Origin of the sequence: Micromonospora sp. L5 (genome assembly GCF_000177655.2) — a bacterium.
Lineage (GTDB): Bacteria > Actinomycetota > Actinomycetes > Mycobacteriales > Micromonosporaceae > Micromonospora > Micromonospora aurantiaca.
In genome coordinates this window covers 5,462,810-5,478,085 of sequence record NC_014815.1, presented here as the reverse complement: position 1 = coordinate 5,478,085, position 15,276 = coordinate 5,462,810, and the positions used below count along the sequence as shown (strand labels likewise).

Here is a 15,276-nt window from a genome sequence, read left to right as displayed (position 1 = left end):
GATCACGGTGCCCTACGGCGGCGGCCCGGCGGGGCGGAACGGGTGATCGTTACTCGAAGCGGGCCGGGTCGCCGGCGCCGCGGCGCAGGATCTCCGGCTCGGGGCCGGACAGGTCGACCACTGTGGTCGGCTCCAGCCCGCAGTCCCCGGCGTCGACCACGGCGTCGACGAGGTGGTCGAGCCGTTCCTTGATCTCCCAGCCCTGGGTCATCGGCTCGTCCTCGCCGGGCAGCAGCAGCGTGCTGGTCAGCAGCGGCTCGCCGAGTTCGGCGAGCAGCGCCTGGGTCACGGTGTGCCGGGGTACGCGCGCCCCGACCACCCGGCGCCGCGGGTCCTGCAACCGGCGGGGCACCTCGGCGGTGGCCGGCAGCAGGAAGGTGTAGCTGCCCGGGATGACGGACTTGACCTGCCGGAAGACCGCGTTGCTGAGCTTGACGAACTGGCCGAGCTGGGCGAAGTCGGCGCACATCAGGGTGAACGGGTGCCGGTCGTCGAGCCGCCGGATCTCCCGGATCCGCTCCACGCCGTCGCGGTTGCCGATCCGGCAGCCGAGCGCGTAGCAGGAGTCGGTCGGGTAGGCGATCACCCCGTCGGCGCGCAGCAGGTCCACCACCTGCCGGATCACGCGGGGCTGGGGGTTGTCCGGATGCAGGTCGTAGTACCTCGCCACGCCGGCCAGCCTATGTCCACGCCCCGGCGGGCGCAGGTTTGGCCGGGGCGGTTTCCGGAAACAGGTGGGGGCCGTTCACGACAGGGGGACCGAATCATGTCCGAAGCCAGCACAGACCGCGTCGCCGACCGCCCCGCGGAGGTGACCGATCCGCTGCTGTGGGACCTGGCCGCCGCGGTGGCCGACGCGCACCAGCCGGACGCCGAGCGCGTCTGCACCAGCCCGAGCTGCGTCGGGGCGGCGTGGCCGTGCGCGGCCTGGAACAACGCGCAGGCGGGGCTGAGCGCCGCCCGGACGCCGCGGCAGCCCGCCGCGCCCCGGCAGTCCGCCGGCTCGCCGCAGTCCGCGTCGCGGCCGGTCGCCGGGCAGCCGGGCGCCGGTCGAGCCGGTGCCGCCGGTGAGCCGGGCACGGCTGCGGCACGCACCGACGCGCGGAGTCTCGCCGCCACCGCCGCCTGACTCAGCGTAGGCGTACGCGTCCTCGCGCCGCCCCCGGCCGCCTCGGTCGGGGGCGGCGCTTCGTGCGGGCCGTCGACGCTGGTCAGGGCGCTTCGCGAGGTGACCGGAGGGCCTTCCGTGCGCACGGGAGAGCGCTCTCTTTGGTAACAAGACATTGACGGAGCCGTAACCCGAACCTTACTGTCCCTTCTCAAGAGAGCGCTCTCACGACTGCCGGAACACCACTTCGTACCCCGCCTTCTCCTCGTGAAGGGGACCTCCATGAACCTCCTGCGGGACTTCTCCCCCGACCCCGTACCCCCGACTGCGCCCGTCCCGTCCCCGGCCCGCCGTCGCGGTCTGCGGGCGACCGCCCTCGTCGCCGCGTCCGTGCTCGCCGCCGGCCTGCTGGGCGCCGTGGCCGGCGGCGGCGGCACGGCCACCGCCGGCGCCGTCGGCGCGGGCAGCTATACCGAGACGCTGCCGCCCGGCGCCCAGCTGCCCAAGGGCTGCGGCGCGATCAGCACCAACCCGCGCATCTTCACCACCCCCGACGCGCCCGCCGGCGCCATCCCCACCAACGACTGGTGGTCGTCGCTGATCTGGAAGCGCAACAACTGCGCCGGCAGCGAGAACCTGCACGCCCACCCGCTGGCGTTCAAGGCCGAGAACAACGGGCTCGGCCTGTCGTACACCACCACCCCGGCCATCAGCGGCACCGCGACCGGCGTCGGCGAGTTCCACTACCCGTACGGCGAGGACGTCCGCGTCGGGATGCCCGGACTGTCCGCGCCGGTCGTCAAGGCCGCCGACTGGAGCGACTGGACGGTCACCGCCGACTGGAGCGACGGCAGCCGCACCATGCGCGCCACCATCGGCCACGGGCTGCCGTTCAGCTACTACACGGTCAGCGGCGGCACCGCGCAGCTCACCGCCACCGCGACGCCCACCGTGTGGCGCAACTCCGGCGCCACCATCGGCTTCACTGTCAACGGCCACGACTACGTCGCGTACGCACCGACCGGCGCGACCTGGACCGTCAACGGCGCCGGCATCAGCTCGACGCTGGCCGGCAAGGGGTACTTCTCGGTCGCGGTGCTGCCCGGCGGCGGCGACCGGGCCGCTCTGGCCGACACCTACGGCCGGTACGCCCACGCCCACGTCACCGGCACCCGGATGAGCTACACGTACGACCCGTCCGCGGGAACGGTGCGCACCACGTACGCGTTCACCACCACGCCCCGCGAGGGCAGCGAGACGAAGACAGTGGTGGCGCTCTACCCGCACCAGTGGCGCAGCCTCACCGGCGCCACCCCGATCACCCCGACGTACGTCTCGGCGCGCGGCGCCATGCGGGTGCTCACCGGCGTGCCGTCGTTCACCACCACGATGCGTTTCACCGGTGTGCTGCCCGAGGTGCCCGCCGTCGGCGACTCCAGCGGCGCGGACCTGGCCACCGTCACCGGCTACCTCAACGCCGAGCAGGGCAACCCGGAGGGCGTCAGCGGCCGGGACACCTACTGGGCGGGCAAGGGACTCGGCCGGGCCGCCCGGATCGCCGAGATCGCCGACCAGCTCGGGCAGACCCCGGTCCGCGACGCGGCGGTGACCGCGATGAAGAACCGGCTGACCAACTGGCTCACCGCCGGCTCGGGCGAGACCAGCCAGCTGTTCTACTACGACCGCAACTGGGGCACGCTGATCGGCTACCCGGCCTCGTACGGCTCCGACGAGGACCTGAACGACCACCACTTCCACTACGGCTACTTCATCGCCGCCGCCGCCACTGTCGCCAAGTTCGACCCGGGCTGGGCCGACGACAGCCGCTACGGCGGCATGATCGACCTGCTCATCCGCGACGCCAACAACTACGACCGCGCCGACAGCCGCTTCCCCTACCTGCGGGACTTCGACATCTACGCCGGGCACGACTGGGCCTCCGGGCTGGCGCCGTTCTTCGCCGGCAACAACCAGGAGTCCTCCTCGGAGGGGATGAACTTCGCCAACGCGCTGATCCAGTGGGGTCAGGCCACCGGCGACACCGCCGTCCGCGACGCCGGGGTCTACCTGTGGACCACGCAGTCGGCGGCCATCTCCGAGTACTGGTTCGACGTGTACGACCAGAACTTCCCGGCCGCGTTCGGGCACAAGACGGTCGGCATGGTGTGGGGCGACGGCGGGGCGTACTCGACCTGGTTCTCCGCGGCGCCGGAGATGATCCAGGGCATCAACATGCTGCCGATCACCGGCGGTCACCTCTACCTGGGCGACTTCCCCGAGTACGTCAAGGCCAACTACGCCGAGCTGGTCACCAACAAGGGCGGCCCGCCCACGGTGTGGCAGGACATCATCTGGGAGTTCCTGGCCCTCGGCGACGGTGAGCAGGCGCTGCGCAACTTCCGCGCCAACAGCGGATTCACCAGCGAGGAGGGTGAGAGCAAGGCGCACACGTTCCACTGGATCCGCAACCTGGCCGCGCTCGGCACGGTGGACACCTCCGTCACCGCGAACCACCCGCTGGCGAAGGTGTTCGTCAAGAACGGCGCCCGCACCTACGTGGCGTCGAACATCACCGCCCGGCCGCTCACAGTCACGTTCTCCAACGGCACCACGCTCACCGTGCCGGCCGGGAGGACGGCCACCTCCGGGGCGTACGCGTGGAGCGGCGGCGACGCCACCGGCGGCGTGACCGTGCCGACCGGTCCGCCGACGACCTCGACGCCGACGCCGACCCCGACGACCGCCAGTCCGACGCCGACCACGGCCAGCCCGACGCCGACGCCGACGCCGACCACCGCCAGCCCCACTCCGAGTACCGGTACCCCGCTGACGCCGGTCCGCTACCTGCGTACGGGCGGCGGGCTGGACGGCAGCGCCGGCACCGCCGGCACGGTGAACGTGGCGGCGGCGAACGGCAACTCCGACGGCACACCGGCCAACCCGCAGGTGTTCACCGCTACCGGGCTGACCGGCACGTACACCGGCGGGGCGACCGCGTTCGACCTGGCCGTCGATGCGGGGACCGCGATCGGCAACGGCGTCCAGATCCGGGTCTCGTACGACCTGACCGGCAACGGCAGCGTCGAGCGGGTGGAGACCTACCGGTACTTCGCCACCGATCCGATCCCGGGTGCGGAGCGCTACCGGCAGACCCAGGGCCTGCTCTCGGCCACCGGCACGCTGGGCAACCTGTCCGGCGGCACGGTACGCGTCGAGGTGTGGAACGCCATCGGTGGCGCGCCCACGATCCTCGGCGTCGGCAACGCCTCGACGGTCACGCTGCCGTACGGCTCCTGACCCACGGTTCCGGCGCCCCGGCCCGCGCGGCCGGGGCGCCGGCTCGTGCCTACCGGTTCACGGCCAGCGGGTCGCGGTGGCCTCGAACACCTCGCTGTCGCCGGCCACCGGGATGACGCAGAGCAGGTGCCCGCCCGGCGCGCGCAGCACGTGGCAGTCGAGCCAGCGGGACACCGGCGTGGCGCCCAGCCCGCACAGCCGCTCCACCTCGGCGGCCACGTCGTCGGTCTCGATGTCGAGATGGTGACGGGGCGCGTCGTCGACCGACTGCACGGCGGTGACCAGCCCCGGCACGACGTCGGCCAGGCCGGTGAACTCCGGTTCGGCCGGATCGGTGCGCAGGCTCGCGCCGAGCGCGGCGGACCAGAACGCGGCCGTCTCCCCCGCCTCGTCCTGCGGCGCGTCGATGATCAGGGCGTACAACCTCGATCGATGCATCGCCCGAGCCTAGCCACGACCGCCGGCAGCGGCAGCCCGGCGAGGTCAGGCGGTCACGTGGGCGCTGTCGCCGGCCGTCGCGGCGAACGACGTGCCGCTGACCATCCGCGCGGCGTCGGAGGCGAGGAACACCACCAGCGGCGACACGTCCTCCGGCTCCACCCACGGCACGCCGAGCGGCGTCTTCGACCGCAGCGCCTGAATCGCGGCGTCCTCCACCTGAGCCAGGTCACCGGAGGCCGGCTTGCCCGCCTCGACGAGCGCCTGGACGTACCGGTCCCGGTGCCGGGTCAGGGCGGTGTCGACCAGGCCCGGGATCACCGCGTTCACCGTCACGCCGTGCGGCCCGAGTTCCAGCGCGGCGGACTTGACCAGCCCGATCAGTCCCCACTTGGACGCCGAGTACGCGGACCCGTTCGTGGTGCCGTGCTGCCCCTGGGTGGACGACGTGACCACGATCCGGCCGCCGCCGCGACGTACCAGCAGCGGCGCGAAGACCCGCAGCACGTTCGCGGCGCCGGTGAGGTTCACGTCGATCTGGTCGTGCCAGTGCCGGTCGGTCATCTCCAGCAGCGGCGCGAACGCCTGGATGCCGGCGTTGGCGAACAGCACGTCCATGCCGCCGTGCTCGCGTTCCACCGCCTCGGCGACAGCGCGTACCGCGCCGATGTCGCGCTGGTCGGCCACGTGCGCCGACCAGCGGGCGCCCGCCGCCGTCACCCGCCGGCCGGTCTCGGCCAGGTCCTCCGGGGTAGCGGGCGGCAGGTCCAGGATCGGGCTGACCGGCCCGGCGACGTCCATCCCGGCCACGTCCGCGCCCGCCTCGGCCAGCGCCACCGCCGCGGCCCGGCCGATCCCCCGCGCGGCGCCGGTGACCACAGCGACCCGCCCCGACAACACCCCCGCCACCGCGTCACCCCTCCCGTGGACTCCCCCCTCTCGCACCGTAAGCCCTGCCGCCATCGCCCCGCCTGCAATCGAGATCCCCGGACGCCCGCCCAGCTCACCGCTGGACAGAACCAGCCACCTCCCGGAGTTGGCGTCAAGCACGCACCCCACGTGCACCCGCCGATCCAAGGTCAACGCCAGCACGGGGAGGTGGTGACATCCAACCCACCCGGACCCCACCACTTCCCCGAACTGGTGTCGATCTTGGAGGACCGGACCGCTACGGCGCGGTCACCTCGGCCAGCAGCTCCAGCAGGTGCCGGTACGGCTGCCCGGTGGCCCGCGCCAGCCCGATCTCGCAGGTGCGGTTCACCGAGGCGTACCCGTCGAAGGGCCGTGCCGCGACGGCGGCGGCCTCGGCCCGGGTGGCCGACGCGGTCAGCTCCGGATGCAGCAGACCCCGGTCGCCGGCGAAGCCGCAGCACTGCCAGCCCTCCGGGACCACCACCTCGTCGGCGACCGTGCGGGCCACGGTGAGCAGCGCGTCGTCCAGGCCGAGCCGGACCGACGAGCAGGTCGGGTGCAGCGCGAGCGAACCGATCCGGCGGCGCACCGTCAGCCGGGGCAGCAGCGTGCCGGCGGTGTACGCGACCGCGTCCACGACCCGCAGGTCCCCGGCGCCGTCGAGCAGCCGTTCGAAGCCCTCGGTGCAGGACGCGGCGTCGCTGACCACCGGCAGCGCGCCGTCGCGGCTCGCGGCGCGCAGCACCGGGGGCACGCGGTCGCGGACCGCCCGGTAGCCGTCGGCAAGACCCTTCGACGACCAGGGGGTGCCGCAGCACAGGTCACCGATGCCGTCCGGCACGAGCAGGCGTACGCCGGCCCGCTCGGCGAGCGTGAGCAGCGCTGCGGCCACGCCGGTGCCACCCTGCGCCGGGGCGAACAGCGTGCCCAGGCAGGACGGGACGAACACCGCGTCCGGGGCGTCGGCCGGGTGGGGGCGGCGCGGGGTGCCGCCGCGCGGCAGGTCCCGCTGCCACCGCGGTACCCGGTCGGCGCCGAGCACCGCGCGGGCGGCCCGGGTGGCGGCCTCGGGCAGCGCGGGCGGCAGCGCCCCGGCCAGGTCGAGTCCCCGGGCCATGCCCCGGGTGGTGGCGCCCCAGTGGCGGGCCGCGCCGCGCCAGGCGGTCCCCGCCGTCCGGCCGTGCTCCTGCGCGCGCAGCCGCTTGACCAGGTCACCGGTGTTGATCAGCACCGGGCAGGCGGTGGCGCACATGCCGTCGACCGCGCAGGTCTGCACCGCGTCGTAGTCGTAGTCGTCGGTCAGCTCCCGGGCCAGCGCGGTGTCTCCGGCGGCCTGCGCGGCGGCGATCTCCCGGCGCAGCACGATGCGCTGCCGGGGCGTGGTGGTGAGATCACGGCTGGGGCAGACCGGCTCGCAGTAGCCGCACTCGACGCAGCGGTCCACCTCCTCCTCCACCGCCGGCACGGTCTTGAGGTGCCGCATGTGGATGTCCGGATCGTCGCTGAGCAGCACGCCCGGGTTCAGCACGCCGTCCGGGTCGCAGAGCGTCTTCAGCTCGCGCATCACCTCGTACAGCTCGTCGCCGAACTGGCGGCGCACGTAGGGGGCCATCACCCGGCCGGTGCCGTGCTCTGCCTTGAGCGTGCCGCCGTGGCCGAGCACCAGGTCGACCATCTCCTCGGTGAAGTCGGCGTAGCGCGCCGGGGCCTCGCCGCCGTCGAACCGCTCGTTGAGCATGAAGTGCAGGTTGCCGTCCTTGGCGTGGCCGAAGATCACGCTGTCGGCGTACCGGTACCGCTCGAACAGGTCGGCGAGCGACGCGCAGGTGCCGGCGAGCGCCTCGACCGGCACGGCGATGTCCTCCAGCAGCGCCGTGGTGCCGGACGGGCGGGCGCCCGCCACCGCCGCGTACAGGCCCTTGCGGATGTGCCACAGCGCGGCGCGGGCGGCCGGCTCTCCGCTGAGCCGGGCCGGGGCGCTCAGCGGCAGGCCGGACAGCACCGGTCCGGCGTCTGCGACCCGGTCGGCGAGCGCCGCCGGGTCGGACTCCTGCCACTCGGCGAGCAGCGCGGCGTGCCCGCGCACGGCCAGGCCGCGCAGCGTGGCGTCCGCCTTCGGGTCGCGCTGGGCGACCCGCAGGGCGGCGGCGTCGAGCAACTCGATCGCCGCCGGCCCGGCGGCCACCAGCGCCGGCATGGCGGCCATCGCCGCGCCCAGGGTGTCGAAGACCAGCAGGCCGGTCGCGGCGTGCCGGTGCACGGGTACGGTGCGGAACGTCGCCGAGGCGACGAACGCGAGCGTGCCCTCGCTGCCCACCACGAGCCGGGTGAGCAGGTCGGCCGGGTCGTCGTGGTCGAGGAACGCGTTCACGCCGTACCCCATGGTGTTCTTCATGGCGTACTGGGCGCGGATGCGGCGCACCGAGTCGGGATTGCCGCGTACCCGGTCGCGCAGCCGCAGCAGCCCGGCGTGCAGGTCCGGTTCGGCGGCGCGCAGCCGGGCGTCGGCGTCCGGGGCGCCGGTGTCCAGCACGGTGCCGCCGGGCAGGGCGAGGACCAGCGACTCCAACGTCCGGTACGTGTTGAACTCGGTTCCGCAGGTCATGCCGCTGGAGTTGTTGGCGACCACGCCGCCGACCGTGCAGGCGGACTCGCTGGCCGGGTCGGGGCCGAGTTTGCGGCCGTACGGCGCGAGGCGCGCGTTCACCTGCCGCAGCACCACCCCGGGCTGCACCCGTACCCGCCGCCCGTCGTCGAGCACCGTCAGGTCGCGGAAGTGCCGCCGCACGTCGACGAGCAGCCCGTCGGTGACCGCCTGGCCGCTGAGGCTGGTGCCGCCGGAGCGGAACGTCAGCGCGGTTCCGGTGCGGCGCCCGTACGCGAGCAGCGCCGCCACCTGACCGGCGTCGGCCGGCGTGATCACCGCGCCGGGGTGCAGCAGGTAGTGCGAGGCGTCGTGGGCCATCCGCAGCCGGTCCGCGGCCCGGGTCGTCACGCCGCCGGGCACCACCGACTCCAGCCCGGCCCGCGTGGACGCGCTCAGCTCCGTCATGATCACCGCACCTCCCCCGGCTCACAGTAGTCACGCACGGCGGGGCTCACCGCGCGGTGATCCGGTCCAGCACCCGCCGCTGGAACGCGCGGGCAGCCGGGCCGGACGGCGGCGTGCCGCCCCGGCGGGCCGCGATCGAGGCGCGGATCAGCGCGGCGTCCGGGTCGTCGGCGGCCACCCGCAGCCCGGCGTCGACCTTGCCCAGCCAGACGCCGTCGCGGATGCGCACCAGCGCCCGGCAGGCGCCGAGCACCGCGTCCTCCGCGCCGGGGGCCGGTTCGTCGCCGGGTGGCGTGGGCAGCGCCAGCCACCAGCGCAGCGCGTCCGCGAGCAGCGCCCGCAGTGCCTCCGGGGACGGGTCGGCGAACATGTCGGCGGCGGGCGGGCCCAGTAGCGTCCGGCCGGACTGGCGCAGGATGCTGCGGTCCAGCGCGTACCAGAACCGCCCGTCGGCGGCGGGCCGGTCGGCCGGGTCGTAGGTGGCGCGGAACGGCATGGTGGCACCGGTGTTCAGCTCGACCTCGAAGCCCGGCTCCGGGGTGCCGGAGGCGGCCACGTCGCGGCGGTAGACGACCAGTTCCAGGCCGCGCGCCGGGCAGGGCAGCGACTCGTGCCGCAGCCGGTCCACGAGCAGGCGCTTGTCCGGCTCCGGCATCGGCCCGGCGGCCACCAGCGCCACGTCCACGTCGCTGCGGCCCGGCTGGTACGCGCCCAGCCCGACCGACCCGGCGGCGTACGCGCCGACCAGGTCCTCACCGAGCACGTCCCGGGAGCGGCGGACCACTTCGGCCAGGTAGTCGCGGATGTCGTCGCGCATTCCGGCATCCTGCCCCGGCCCGGGCGCGGTCAGTCCGCCGGGTCGGGACAGCACACGGTCAGCGCGCCCGGCACCACCTTCACCTTGAGCCGTTTCGCCTTGCCCCGGGCGCCGCCGTCCAGCTCGTACGTCTTCGGCGCGTCGAACCGGACCTTGATCTTGCGACCCCGGGTGATCCGCACGAACGGCGACTCCTCGGAACGCCCGGCGGCCATCCGGCCCAGCGTGCGCGCCCAGTCCACCGCGCCGCTGGCGGTGGACACGCCGACCTCGAGCGCCCCGTCGTCCGGGCGGGCGTCGTCGAAGGCCGGGATGCCACCGGTGATGGTGCCGACGTTGCCGAACAGCACGCAGCTCGCCTCGTCGTCGAACCAGTCGGCGCCGTCGACCCGGATCCGGGTCCGTACGCACTCGCCGCGCACGTGCCGCAGCCCGGTCCAGACGTACGCGATCCGGCCGAACCGGCCCTTGAGCTGCCGGTCGGCGTCACGGATCAGGTCGCCGTCGAACCCGGCGCCGGCCATCACCGCGAAGTGCTCGCCGTTGATCCGGCCCAGGTCCAGCTCGCGCCGGCGGCCGTGCAGCGCGATGCGCACCGCCTCCGGCAGGTCGACCGGGATGCCCAGGTTCACCGCGAACAGGTTGGCCGTGCCGGCGGGCAGGATGCCCATCGGCACGCCGCTGCCCGCGAGCGCGTCGGCGCACCGCTGCACCATGCCGTCGCCGCCCCACACCAGCACCAGCTCGGCACCCTCGTCCAGGGCCGCGCGCACCCGCTTGGGCGCCTTGCGGCTCTTCGGCACCTCGTACCAGAGCAGCCGCCCGACCCCGGCGGCGACGAGCCGGGAGCGCAGCTCGTCGAGCCCACCCCCGAACGTCTTCTTCCGGTGGGCGACGACAGCGATCACACCGGCCGGGGGCGCGGCGGGGGCGGGGGTGGTGTCCGGGCGTTCGGCCGTGCGCGTGTCCATGGCCGGCTGGTACCCGGACTCCGCGGATCCCACGCCTGCGCCCGGCGCGACGCGCCCGACACGGATCGACGGCGTACTGTGCCCGGGCCGCCACGTTGGGTACAGTGCGGGGCGTCGATCGGTGCCGCCGGGCGTGGATCCGAAGGGTGCGGGATGTCGGAACGGACCGGGTGGATGGCGCGCTGCACGCTGCGCCTCGGCCTGCTGCTCGGTGCCGTGGCGGTCGTCTGGGGCGCCCACGAGGTCGCATCCGGCTCGGCCGCCCACGCCGCCGACCGCGAGCCGTCCGGCCCGCTCACCGCCACCGTCGGGGTGCTCACCCACACGCTCGGAACGGTGCTCGGCCTGCCCACGTCCGGAACGGGCGCCGCGCCCTCCACCGGATCCGGTGACGCCGCGGCGCAGCCGGCGACGCCCGCCGCGCCCGCGCCTGCTCCCGACCCCGCCGCACCCGGCCCCGCCGCACCCGCGCCTGCGTCCGACTCCGCCGCGCCGGTGCCCGCACCTGACGCGACCGCGCCGAAGCCCGGCACGCCCCCGTCCGGAACGCCGTTGCCCGGCACGGGCCGGCCGAATGCCCAGCCGGCCCCCGCGGCGCCGGCCACCGGCCGGGTGGTCGAGGCGGTGGTGACGCCGGTCCGGGACCACGTGCTCACGCCCGTCACCGACGGCCTGCGCCCGGTCACCGACCCGGTACGCGACCACGTGCTCGCGCCGGTCGCGGAGGGCCTGCGCCCGGTCACCGACCCGGTGAGGGCAGGCGTGCTCGACCCGGTGGCGGACGTGCTGGCCCCGGTCGTGGAGCCGTTGCGCCCGATCCTCGGCCCGGTCTGGCGGGGCCTGGAACCGGTACTCGACCCGCTGGATCCGGTGCTCGATCCGCTCAGCCCGGTGACCGATCTGATCGACCCGCCGGCCGCGCCGGACCCCGGCTCGCCCCCGGCGCCCGGCGAGCCCGTGCCCGGCCCGGCCGCTCCCGGCGCCCCGATCGTCCCGGCCGACCCGGCCGCGACGCCGGCACCGGCTCCCGAGCGTGCGCACGACACGCCGCCCCGCCTCGGCGGGCCGGTCCTCGCCGCCCCGGCGGCGCGCAGCCTCACCGTCGTCGGCACGCGGTGGGTCGAGCCCGTACGCAGCCGGGCACCGGCGACCGTCGGTCCGGCCGCGCACGTCACGACCACACCCGCCCTGCCGCTGCCGCTCGACGGCGTCACCCACGGCGGCGGCGCGGTGCACAGCGAGGCCGCCGACGCGGACGCGAACCGCTGGCGACTGCCGACGCTGACCGACGGGTACGCGCGACCGGCGGCCGACCCGCTGCCGCCGTCGCGCACGTCGCGCCCCGGCACCAGACCTGCCTGAGCGGACTCCACAGGCACCACCTCCGATCCGGAGCACGGGCGTGTCCCGCCCGACTGCCGCATGCCGCGGCGGCGCCGTCGACAGTCGTCCGGCGCCCGTAACCGACCCGACCACGCCTGGAAAACAGGAGTTCGTTCATGAGCACAGCCCTGCCCGTCGTCCGCGCCCGATGGTGCGACATCGGCCGGATCGCCGATCTCGTCGCCGAGGCCCTCGCGCCCACCGCGCTGGCCGCCTGGCTCGTCCCCGACAAGTCCCGCCGCCTGCCGGTCCTCGCCGCCGTGGCGCGGATCTGGACCGAACACGCGTTGCTGTTCGGCGACGCGTTCCTGCTGCCAGACGGCAGCGCCGCCACCGTGTGGTTCCACCGCTACCGCCCGATCCCCGTCCCCCACCGGTACGCCGACCGGCTCGCCGGCGCCGCCGGGGCGGACGAGGACCGGTTCCGCCGCCTCGGTGAGGAACTGGCGGCACGCCGTCCCGCCGAGCCGCACAACCATCTGGCGCTGCTGGCCGCGCCCCGGGGCGGCGCGACGCAGGCGCTGTCCGCGGCGCAGCGCCGGATGGACACGTTGAGCCTGCCCACGTACGCGCACCCGTGCGCCGGTGAGCAGGAGGAGGAGCTGCTGCGGCGGCTCGGCTACGCCGAACGGGAGACGTTCGCCGCCCCGGACGGCACGCCGGTGCGGTCGTTGTGGCGGTCGGCGCCGTTCCACGCGGGCGGCAACGACAGGTGGCGGACCCGCCGGGCCGCCCGCCGGGAACGCGACGACCGGGCCGTCGGCTGGGCGGCACGCTGACCGGCTGAGCCCCGGGCCGGGGCGGACGACCGCCGCCCCGGCCCGGACCGGCGCCACACCGTCCGGGTTCTTCGGCCGGTGCCGTCGGCGCAGCTCGGTTAGCCTGCGAGCCGGGCACGACTCAGCCGAGCAGTCGGAGGTAACGCGTGCGGAACAGCGGATCCACCCCGGAACCGGGCGGCGCGACCCAGGTGCGCCCCAGGCGCAAGCGGCGGCGTCTGCTGGTCGTCCTCGCGGTCTGCACGCTGCTGGCCGGCTGCGGGCTGGTCGCCGGCGGCTACTACTTCGACAGCGTGCCGACGCCCAGCGACCTGAAGCTGCCCGAGTCCACCACCGTCTACTACGCAGACGGGCGCACGCCGATGGCGAAGCTGGGCGCGCAGAACCGCACCATCGTGCCGTACGACCAGATGAACGACTCGGCGAAGCAGGCGATCGTGGCGGCCGAGGACCGTACGTTCTGGACGAACCAGGGCATCGACTTCAAGGGTGTGCTGCGGGCGGCCTGGGCCAACGTGAGCGGCGGGCAGCGGCAGGGCGCGTCCACCCTCACCCAGCAGTACGCGCGCATCGCCGCTGACCTGCGCGGGGTCACCTACTCCCGCAAGCTGCGCGAGGCGGTGATCGCGTGGAAGCTCGACGACGCATACTCCAAGGAGGAGATCCTCGGTTTCTACCTGAACACCGTGCCGTTCGGCCGGGGCGCGTACGGCATCGAGGCGGCCGCGCAGACGTACTTCGGCAAGACGGTGCGCCGGGACGCGCCCGCCGCGCGGCAGCTCACGCCGGCCGAGGCGATGGTGCTCTGCGCGATGGTGAAGCAGCCGGAGGCGGACCCGGCCGACCCGGAGGGCTCGCCCGGCTACGATCCGCGCCGCAACGCGCTGGCCCGGCAGAACTCGATCGACAGGTGGAACTACATCCGCGACGGCATGGTCAAGCTCGGCTACCTGACGCCGCAGCAGGCGGCGGATCTCGCGTACCCGGACACGGTCCGGCCGATCGACAAGGACGCGGGCCGCTCCGACCTGGACCGGCCGACCGGCCTGGTGGTCAACCATGTGCTCGCCGAGCTGCGCGAGACCGAGCCGTTCCGCGGCAAGCCGGACGAGGTGATCCGCGACGGCGGCTACCGGATCGTCACCACGATCGACAAGCGCGTGCAGGACGCGGCCGAGGCGGCGGCGGACATCCGCCGCGACACCGCGCCGCAGGCGGTACGCAGCCAGCCGCGCAACTGGCAGGCCGCGCTGGTGGCGGTGGAGCCGGGCACCGGCCGGGTGCTCGGCTACTACGGCGGCGACAAAGGCTCGGGCGCGGACTACGCCGGCTGGTACTACGACGAGAACGGCGAGACCCGCGGCTTCGGCCAGCATCCGCCGGGGTCGTCGTTCAAGGTGTACGACCTGGCCGCCGCCGTACGCGACGGGATCTCGGTGAAGCAGCGGTTCGACTCGCCGGACACCAAGGAGTTCCCCGCCTCGGGGCGGACGAAGGGCAGCGCAGCCGGGCCGATCCGCAACGCGGAGCGCGCGCCCTGCCAGCCGGACTGCGCGCTCTGGGAGGCCACTGTCGCGTCGCTGAACGTGACCTACTTCGAGCTGACCGAGAAGCTGGGCACCGCCAAGGTGATCGAGACCGCGCGGCAGGCCGGCGTGGAGTCGATGTGGGAGACGGTGCGGGGCAATCCCCGGCCGCAGCGCGTCGACCTGCGCAGCGACCCGGCCGACGAGGTGGCGAAGCGGTTCTCCACCGAGGTCGGGATCGGGCAGTACGGCATCACCGTGCAGGACCACGCGAACGGGATGGCGACGTTCGCGGCCGGCGGCAAGCGTGCCGACGCGCACTTCGTCCGGTCGGTGACCAAGGACGACGAGGAGGTGTGGACCGAGCAGCTCCGTACGACGGACCTGGGCCTGGACCGGGAGGCGATCGACCAGCTCGACTGGACGCTGCGCCGCGTGCGGGCCGCCGAGCTGGGCAACGGCTGGGACTCCGCCGGGAAGACCGGCACCTGGCAGGCCGGGCAGAGCACCACGCAGAACGTGCACACCTGGATGGTCGGCTGGACCGGCGCGCTCGCCTCGGCCGTCTGGCTGGGCACCACCGACGGCAAGCCGCTGCGGACCAGGGGCGGCAGCTACGAGGTGTACGGCTCGACCGGCGCCGCGCCGATCTGGCGGCAGTTCATGACCCGGGCCACCGCGGCCATGAAGCTCGACCCGGACAAGTACCGCTTCGGTCAGCCGAAGTTCCCCGGCGAGACCCCGGAGCCGACCCGGTCGGCGCCTCCGCCGGCGACCACCGCCGCGCCGACGCCGTCGGAGTCGCCGAGCCCGAGCCCGTCCTCGTCGAGCCCGAGCCCGGACCCGACCGGGCGGCCGACCTCGCGGCCGACGCTGACGCCGTCGCTGCCGCCGCTGCCCACCGTGTCGCCGACGCGGACCCGCGGCCCACGCTGACCCGGCCGGGCGGCGGTCCGGCCGCCGCCCGGCCGCGCTGACGGCGGCCTCGCGTCT

At 74.8% G+C, this 15,276-nt stretch carries 11 protein-coding genes; 5 read left to right on the top strand and 6 right to left on the bottom strand.

Features of this window, described 5'->3' with window-relative positions; translation table 11 throughout:
• Positions 1-49: 49 nt before the first annotated feature.
• The gene (locus ML5_RS25150) at positions 50-670 is read right to left on the bottom strand and encodes an L-threonylcarbamoyladenylate synthase (RefSeq protein WP_013286492.1); all 621 of its coding nucleotides are present in this window, start codon (positions 668-670) and stop codon (positions 50-52) included.
• A 96-nt stretch (positions 671-766) separates the two neighbouring features.
• On the opposite strand from ML5_RS25150, the gene ML5_RS25145 reads away from it, so the two are divergent.
• Both ML5_RS25145 and ML5_RS25140 read left to right on the top strand, forming a co-directional pair.
• Complete coding sequence (locus ML5_RS25145) at positions 767-1,129, top strand: hypothetical protein (RefSeq protein ID WP_013476667.1); 363 nt, start codon at positions 767-769, stop codon at positions 1,127-1,129.
• A gap of 261 nt (positions 1,130-1,390) precedes the next feature.
• Complete coding sequence (locus ML5_RS25140) at positions 1,391-4,405, top strand: glycosyl hydrolase (RefSeq protein WP_013476666.1); 3,015 nt, start codon at positions 1,391-1,393, stop codon at positions 4,403-4,405.
• Positions 4,406-4,462: 57 nt separating this feature from the next.
• Here the strand turns inward: ML5_RS25140 and ML5_RS25135 are convergent, their stop codons facing one another.
• The 5 genes from ML5_RS25135 to ML5_RS25115 form a co-directional block, all read right to left on the bottom strand.
• Entirely contained in the window at positions 4,463-4,843 is a 381-nt protein-coding gene (locus ML5_RS25135) for a VOC family protein (protein WP_013476665.1), read from the bottom strand.
• Between the two features lie 45 nt (positions 4,844-4,888).
• The gene (locus ML5_RS25130) at positions 4,889-5,752 is read right to left on the bottom strand and encodes an SDR family NAD(P)-dependent oxidoreductase (protein WP_013476664.1); all 864 of its coding nucleotides are present in this window, start codon (positions 5,750-5,752) and stop codon (positions 4,889-4,891) included.
• Between the two features lie 259 nt (positions 5,753-6,011).
• On the bottom strand, positions 6,012-8,807 hold the full coding sequence (locus ML5_RS25125) for an FAD-binding and (Fe-S)-binding domain-containing protein (protein WP_013476663.1): 2,796 nt from the start codon (positions 8,805-8,807) through the stop codon (positions 6,012-6,014).
• 46 nt (positions 8,808-8,853) lie between these two features.
• Entirely contained in the window at positions 8,854-9,624 is a 771-nt protein-coding gene (locus ML5_RS25120; RefSeq protein ID WP_013476662.1) for a hypothetical protein, read from the bottom strand.
• Positions 9,625-9,653: 29 nt separating this feature from the next.
• Positions 9,654-10,595 carry a diacylglycerol kinase family protein gene (locus tag ML5_RS25115; protein ID WP_013286499.1) on the bottom strand — a complete coding sequence of 314 codons (942 nt, stop codon included), beginning with the start codon at positions 10,593-10,595 and terminating at the stop codon, positions 9,654-9,656.
• A gap of 153 nt (positions 10,596-10,748) precedes the next feature.
• Here ML5_RS25115 and ML5_RS25110 point away from each other — a divergent pair, with 153 nt between their 5' ends.
• The 3 genes from ML5_RS25110 (at position 10,749) to ML5_RS25100 (ending at position 15,219) form a co-directional block, all read left to right on the top strand.
• Complete coding sequence (locus ML5_RS25110; RefSeq protein WP_236619287.1) at positions 10,749-11,957, top strand: hypothetical protein; 1,209 nt, start codon at positions 10,749-10,751, stop codon at positions 11,955-11,957.
• 137 nt (positions 11,958-12,094) lie between these two features.
• A complete protein-coding gene (locus ML5_RS25105) occupies positions 12,095-12,757 on the top strand; it encodes a hypothetical protein (protein WP_013476660.1) in 663 nt (220 codons plus the stop codon).
• Positions 12,758-12,903: 146 nt separating this feature from the next.
• Positions 12,904-15,219 carry a transglycosylase domain-containing protein gene (locus tag ML5_RS25100; protein ID WP_013476659.1) on the top strand — a complete coding sequence of 772 codons (2,316 nt, stop codon included), beginning with the start codon at positions 12,904-12,906 and terminating at the stop codon, positions 15,217-15,219.
• Positions 15,220-15,276 lie beyond the last annotated feature (57 nt).

Bases quoted from the DNA above. Each gene is read 5' to 3' on its own strand.
- ML5_RS25110 (WP_236619287.1), top strand. From the start codon at position 10,749: ATGTCGGAACGGACCGGGTGGATGGCGCGCTGCACGCTGCGCCTCGGC.
- ML5_RS25105 (WP_013476660.1), top strand. From the start codon at position 12,095: ATGAGCACAGCCCTGCCCGTCGTCCGCGCCCGATGGTGCGACATCGGC.
- ML5_RS25125 (WP_013476663.1), bottom strand. From the start codon at position 8,807: ATGACGGAGCTGAGCGCGTCCACGCGGGCCGGGCTGGAGTCGGTGGTG.
- ML5_RS25135 (WP_013476665.1), bottom strand. From the start codon at position 4,843: ATGCATCGATCGAGGTTGTACGCCCTGATCATCGACGCGCCGCAGGAC.
- ML5_RS25140 (WP_013476666.1), top strand. From the start codon at position 1,391: ATGAACCTCCTGCGGGACTTCTCCCCCGACCCCGTACCCCCGACTGCG.
- ML5_RS25145 (WP_013476667.1), top strand. From the start codon at position 767: ATGTCCGAAGCCAGCACAGACCGCGTCGCCGACCGCCCCGCGGAGGTG.
- ML5_RS25115 (WP_013286499.1), bottom strand. From the start codon at position 10,595: ATGGACACGCGCACGGCCGAACGCCCGGACACCACCCCCGCCCCCGCC.
- ML5_RS25120 (WP_013476662.1), bottom strand. From the start codon at position 9,624: ATGCGCGACGACATCCGCGACTACCTGGCCGAAGTGGTCCGCCGCTCC.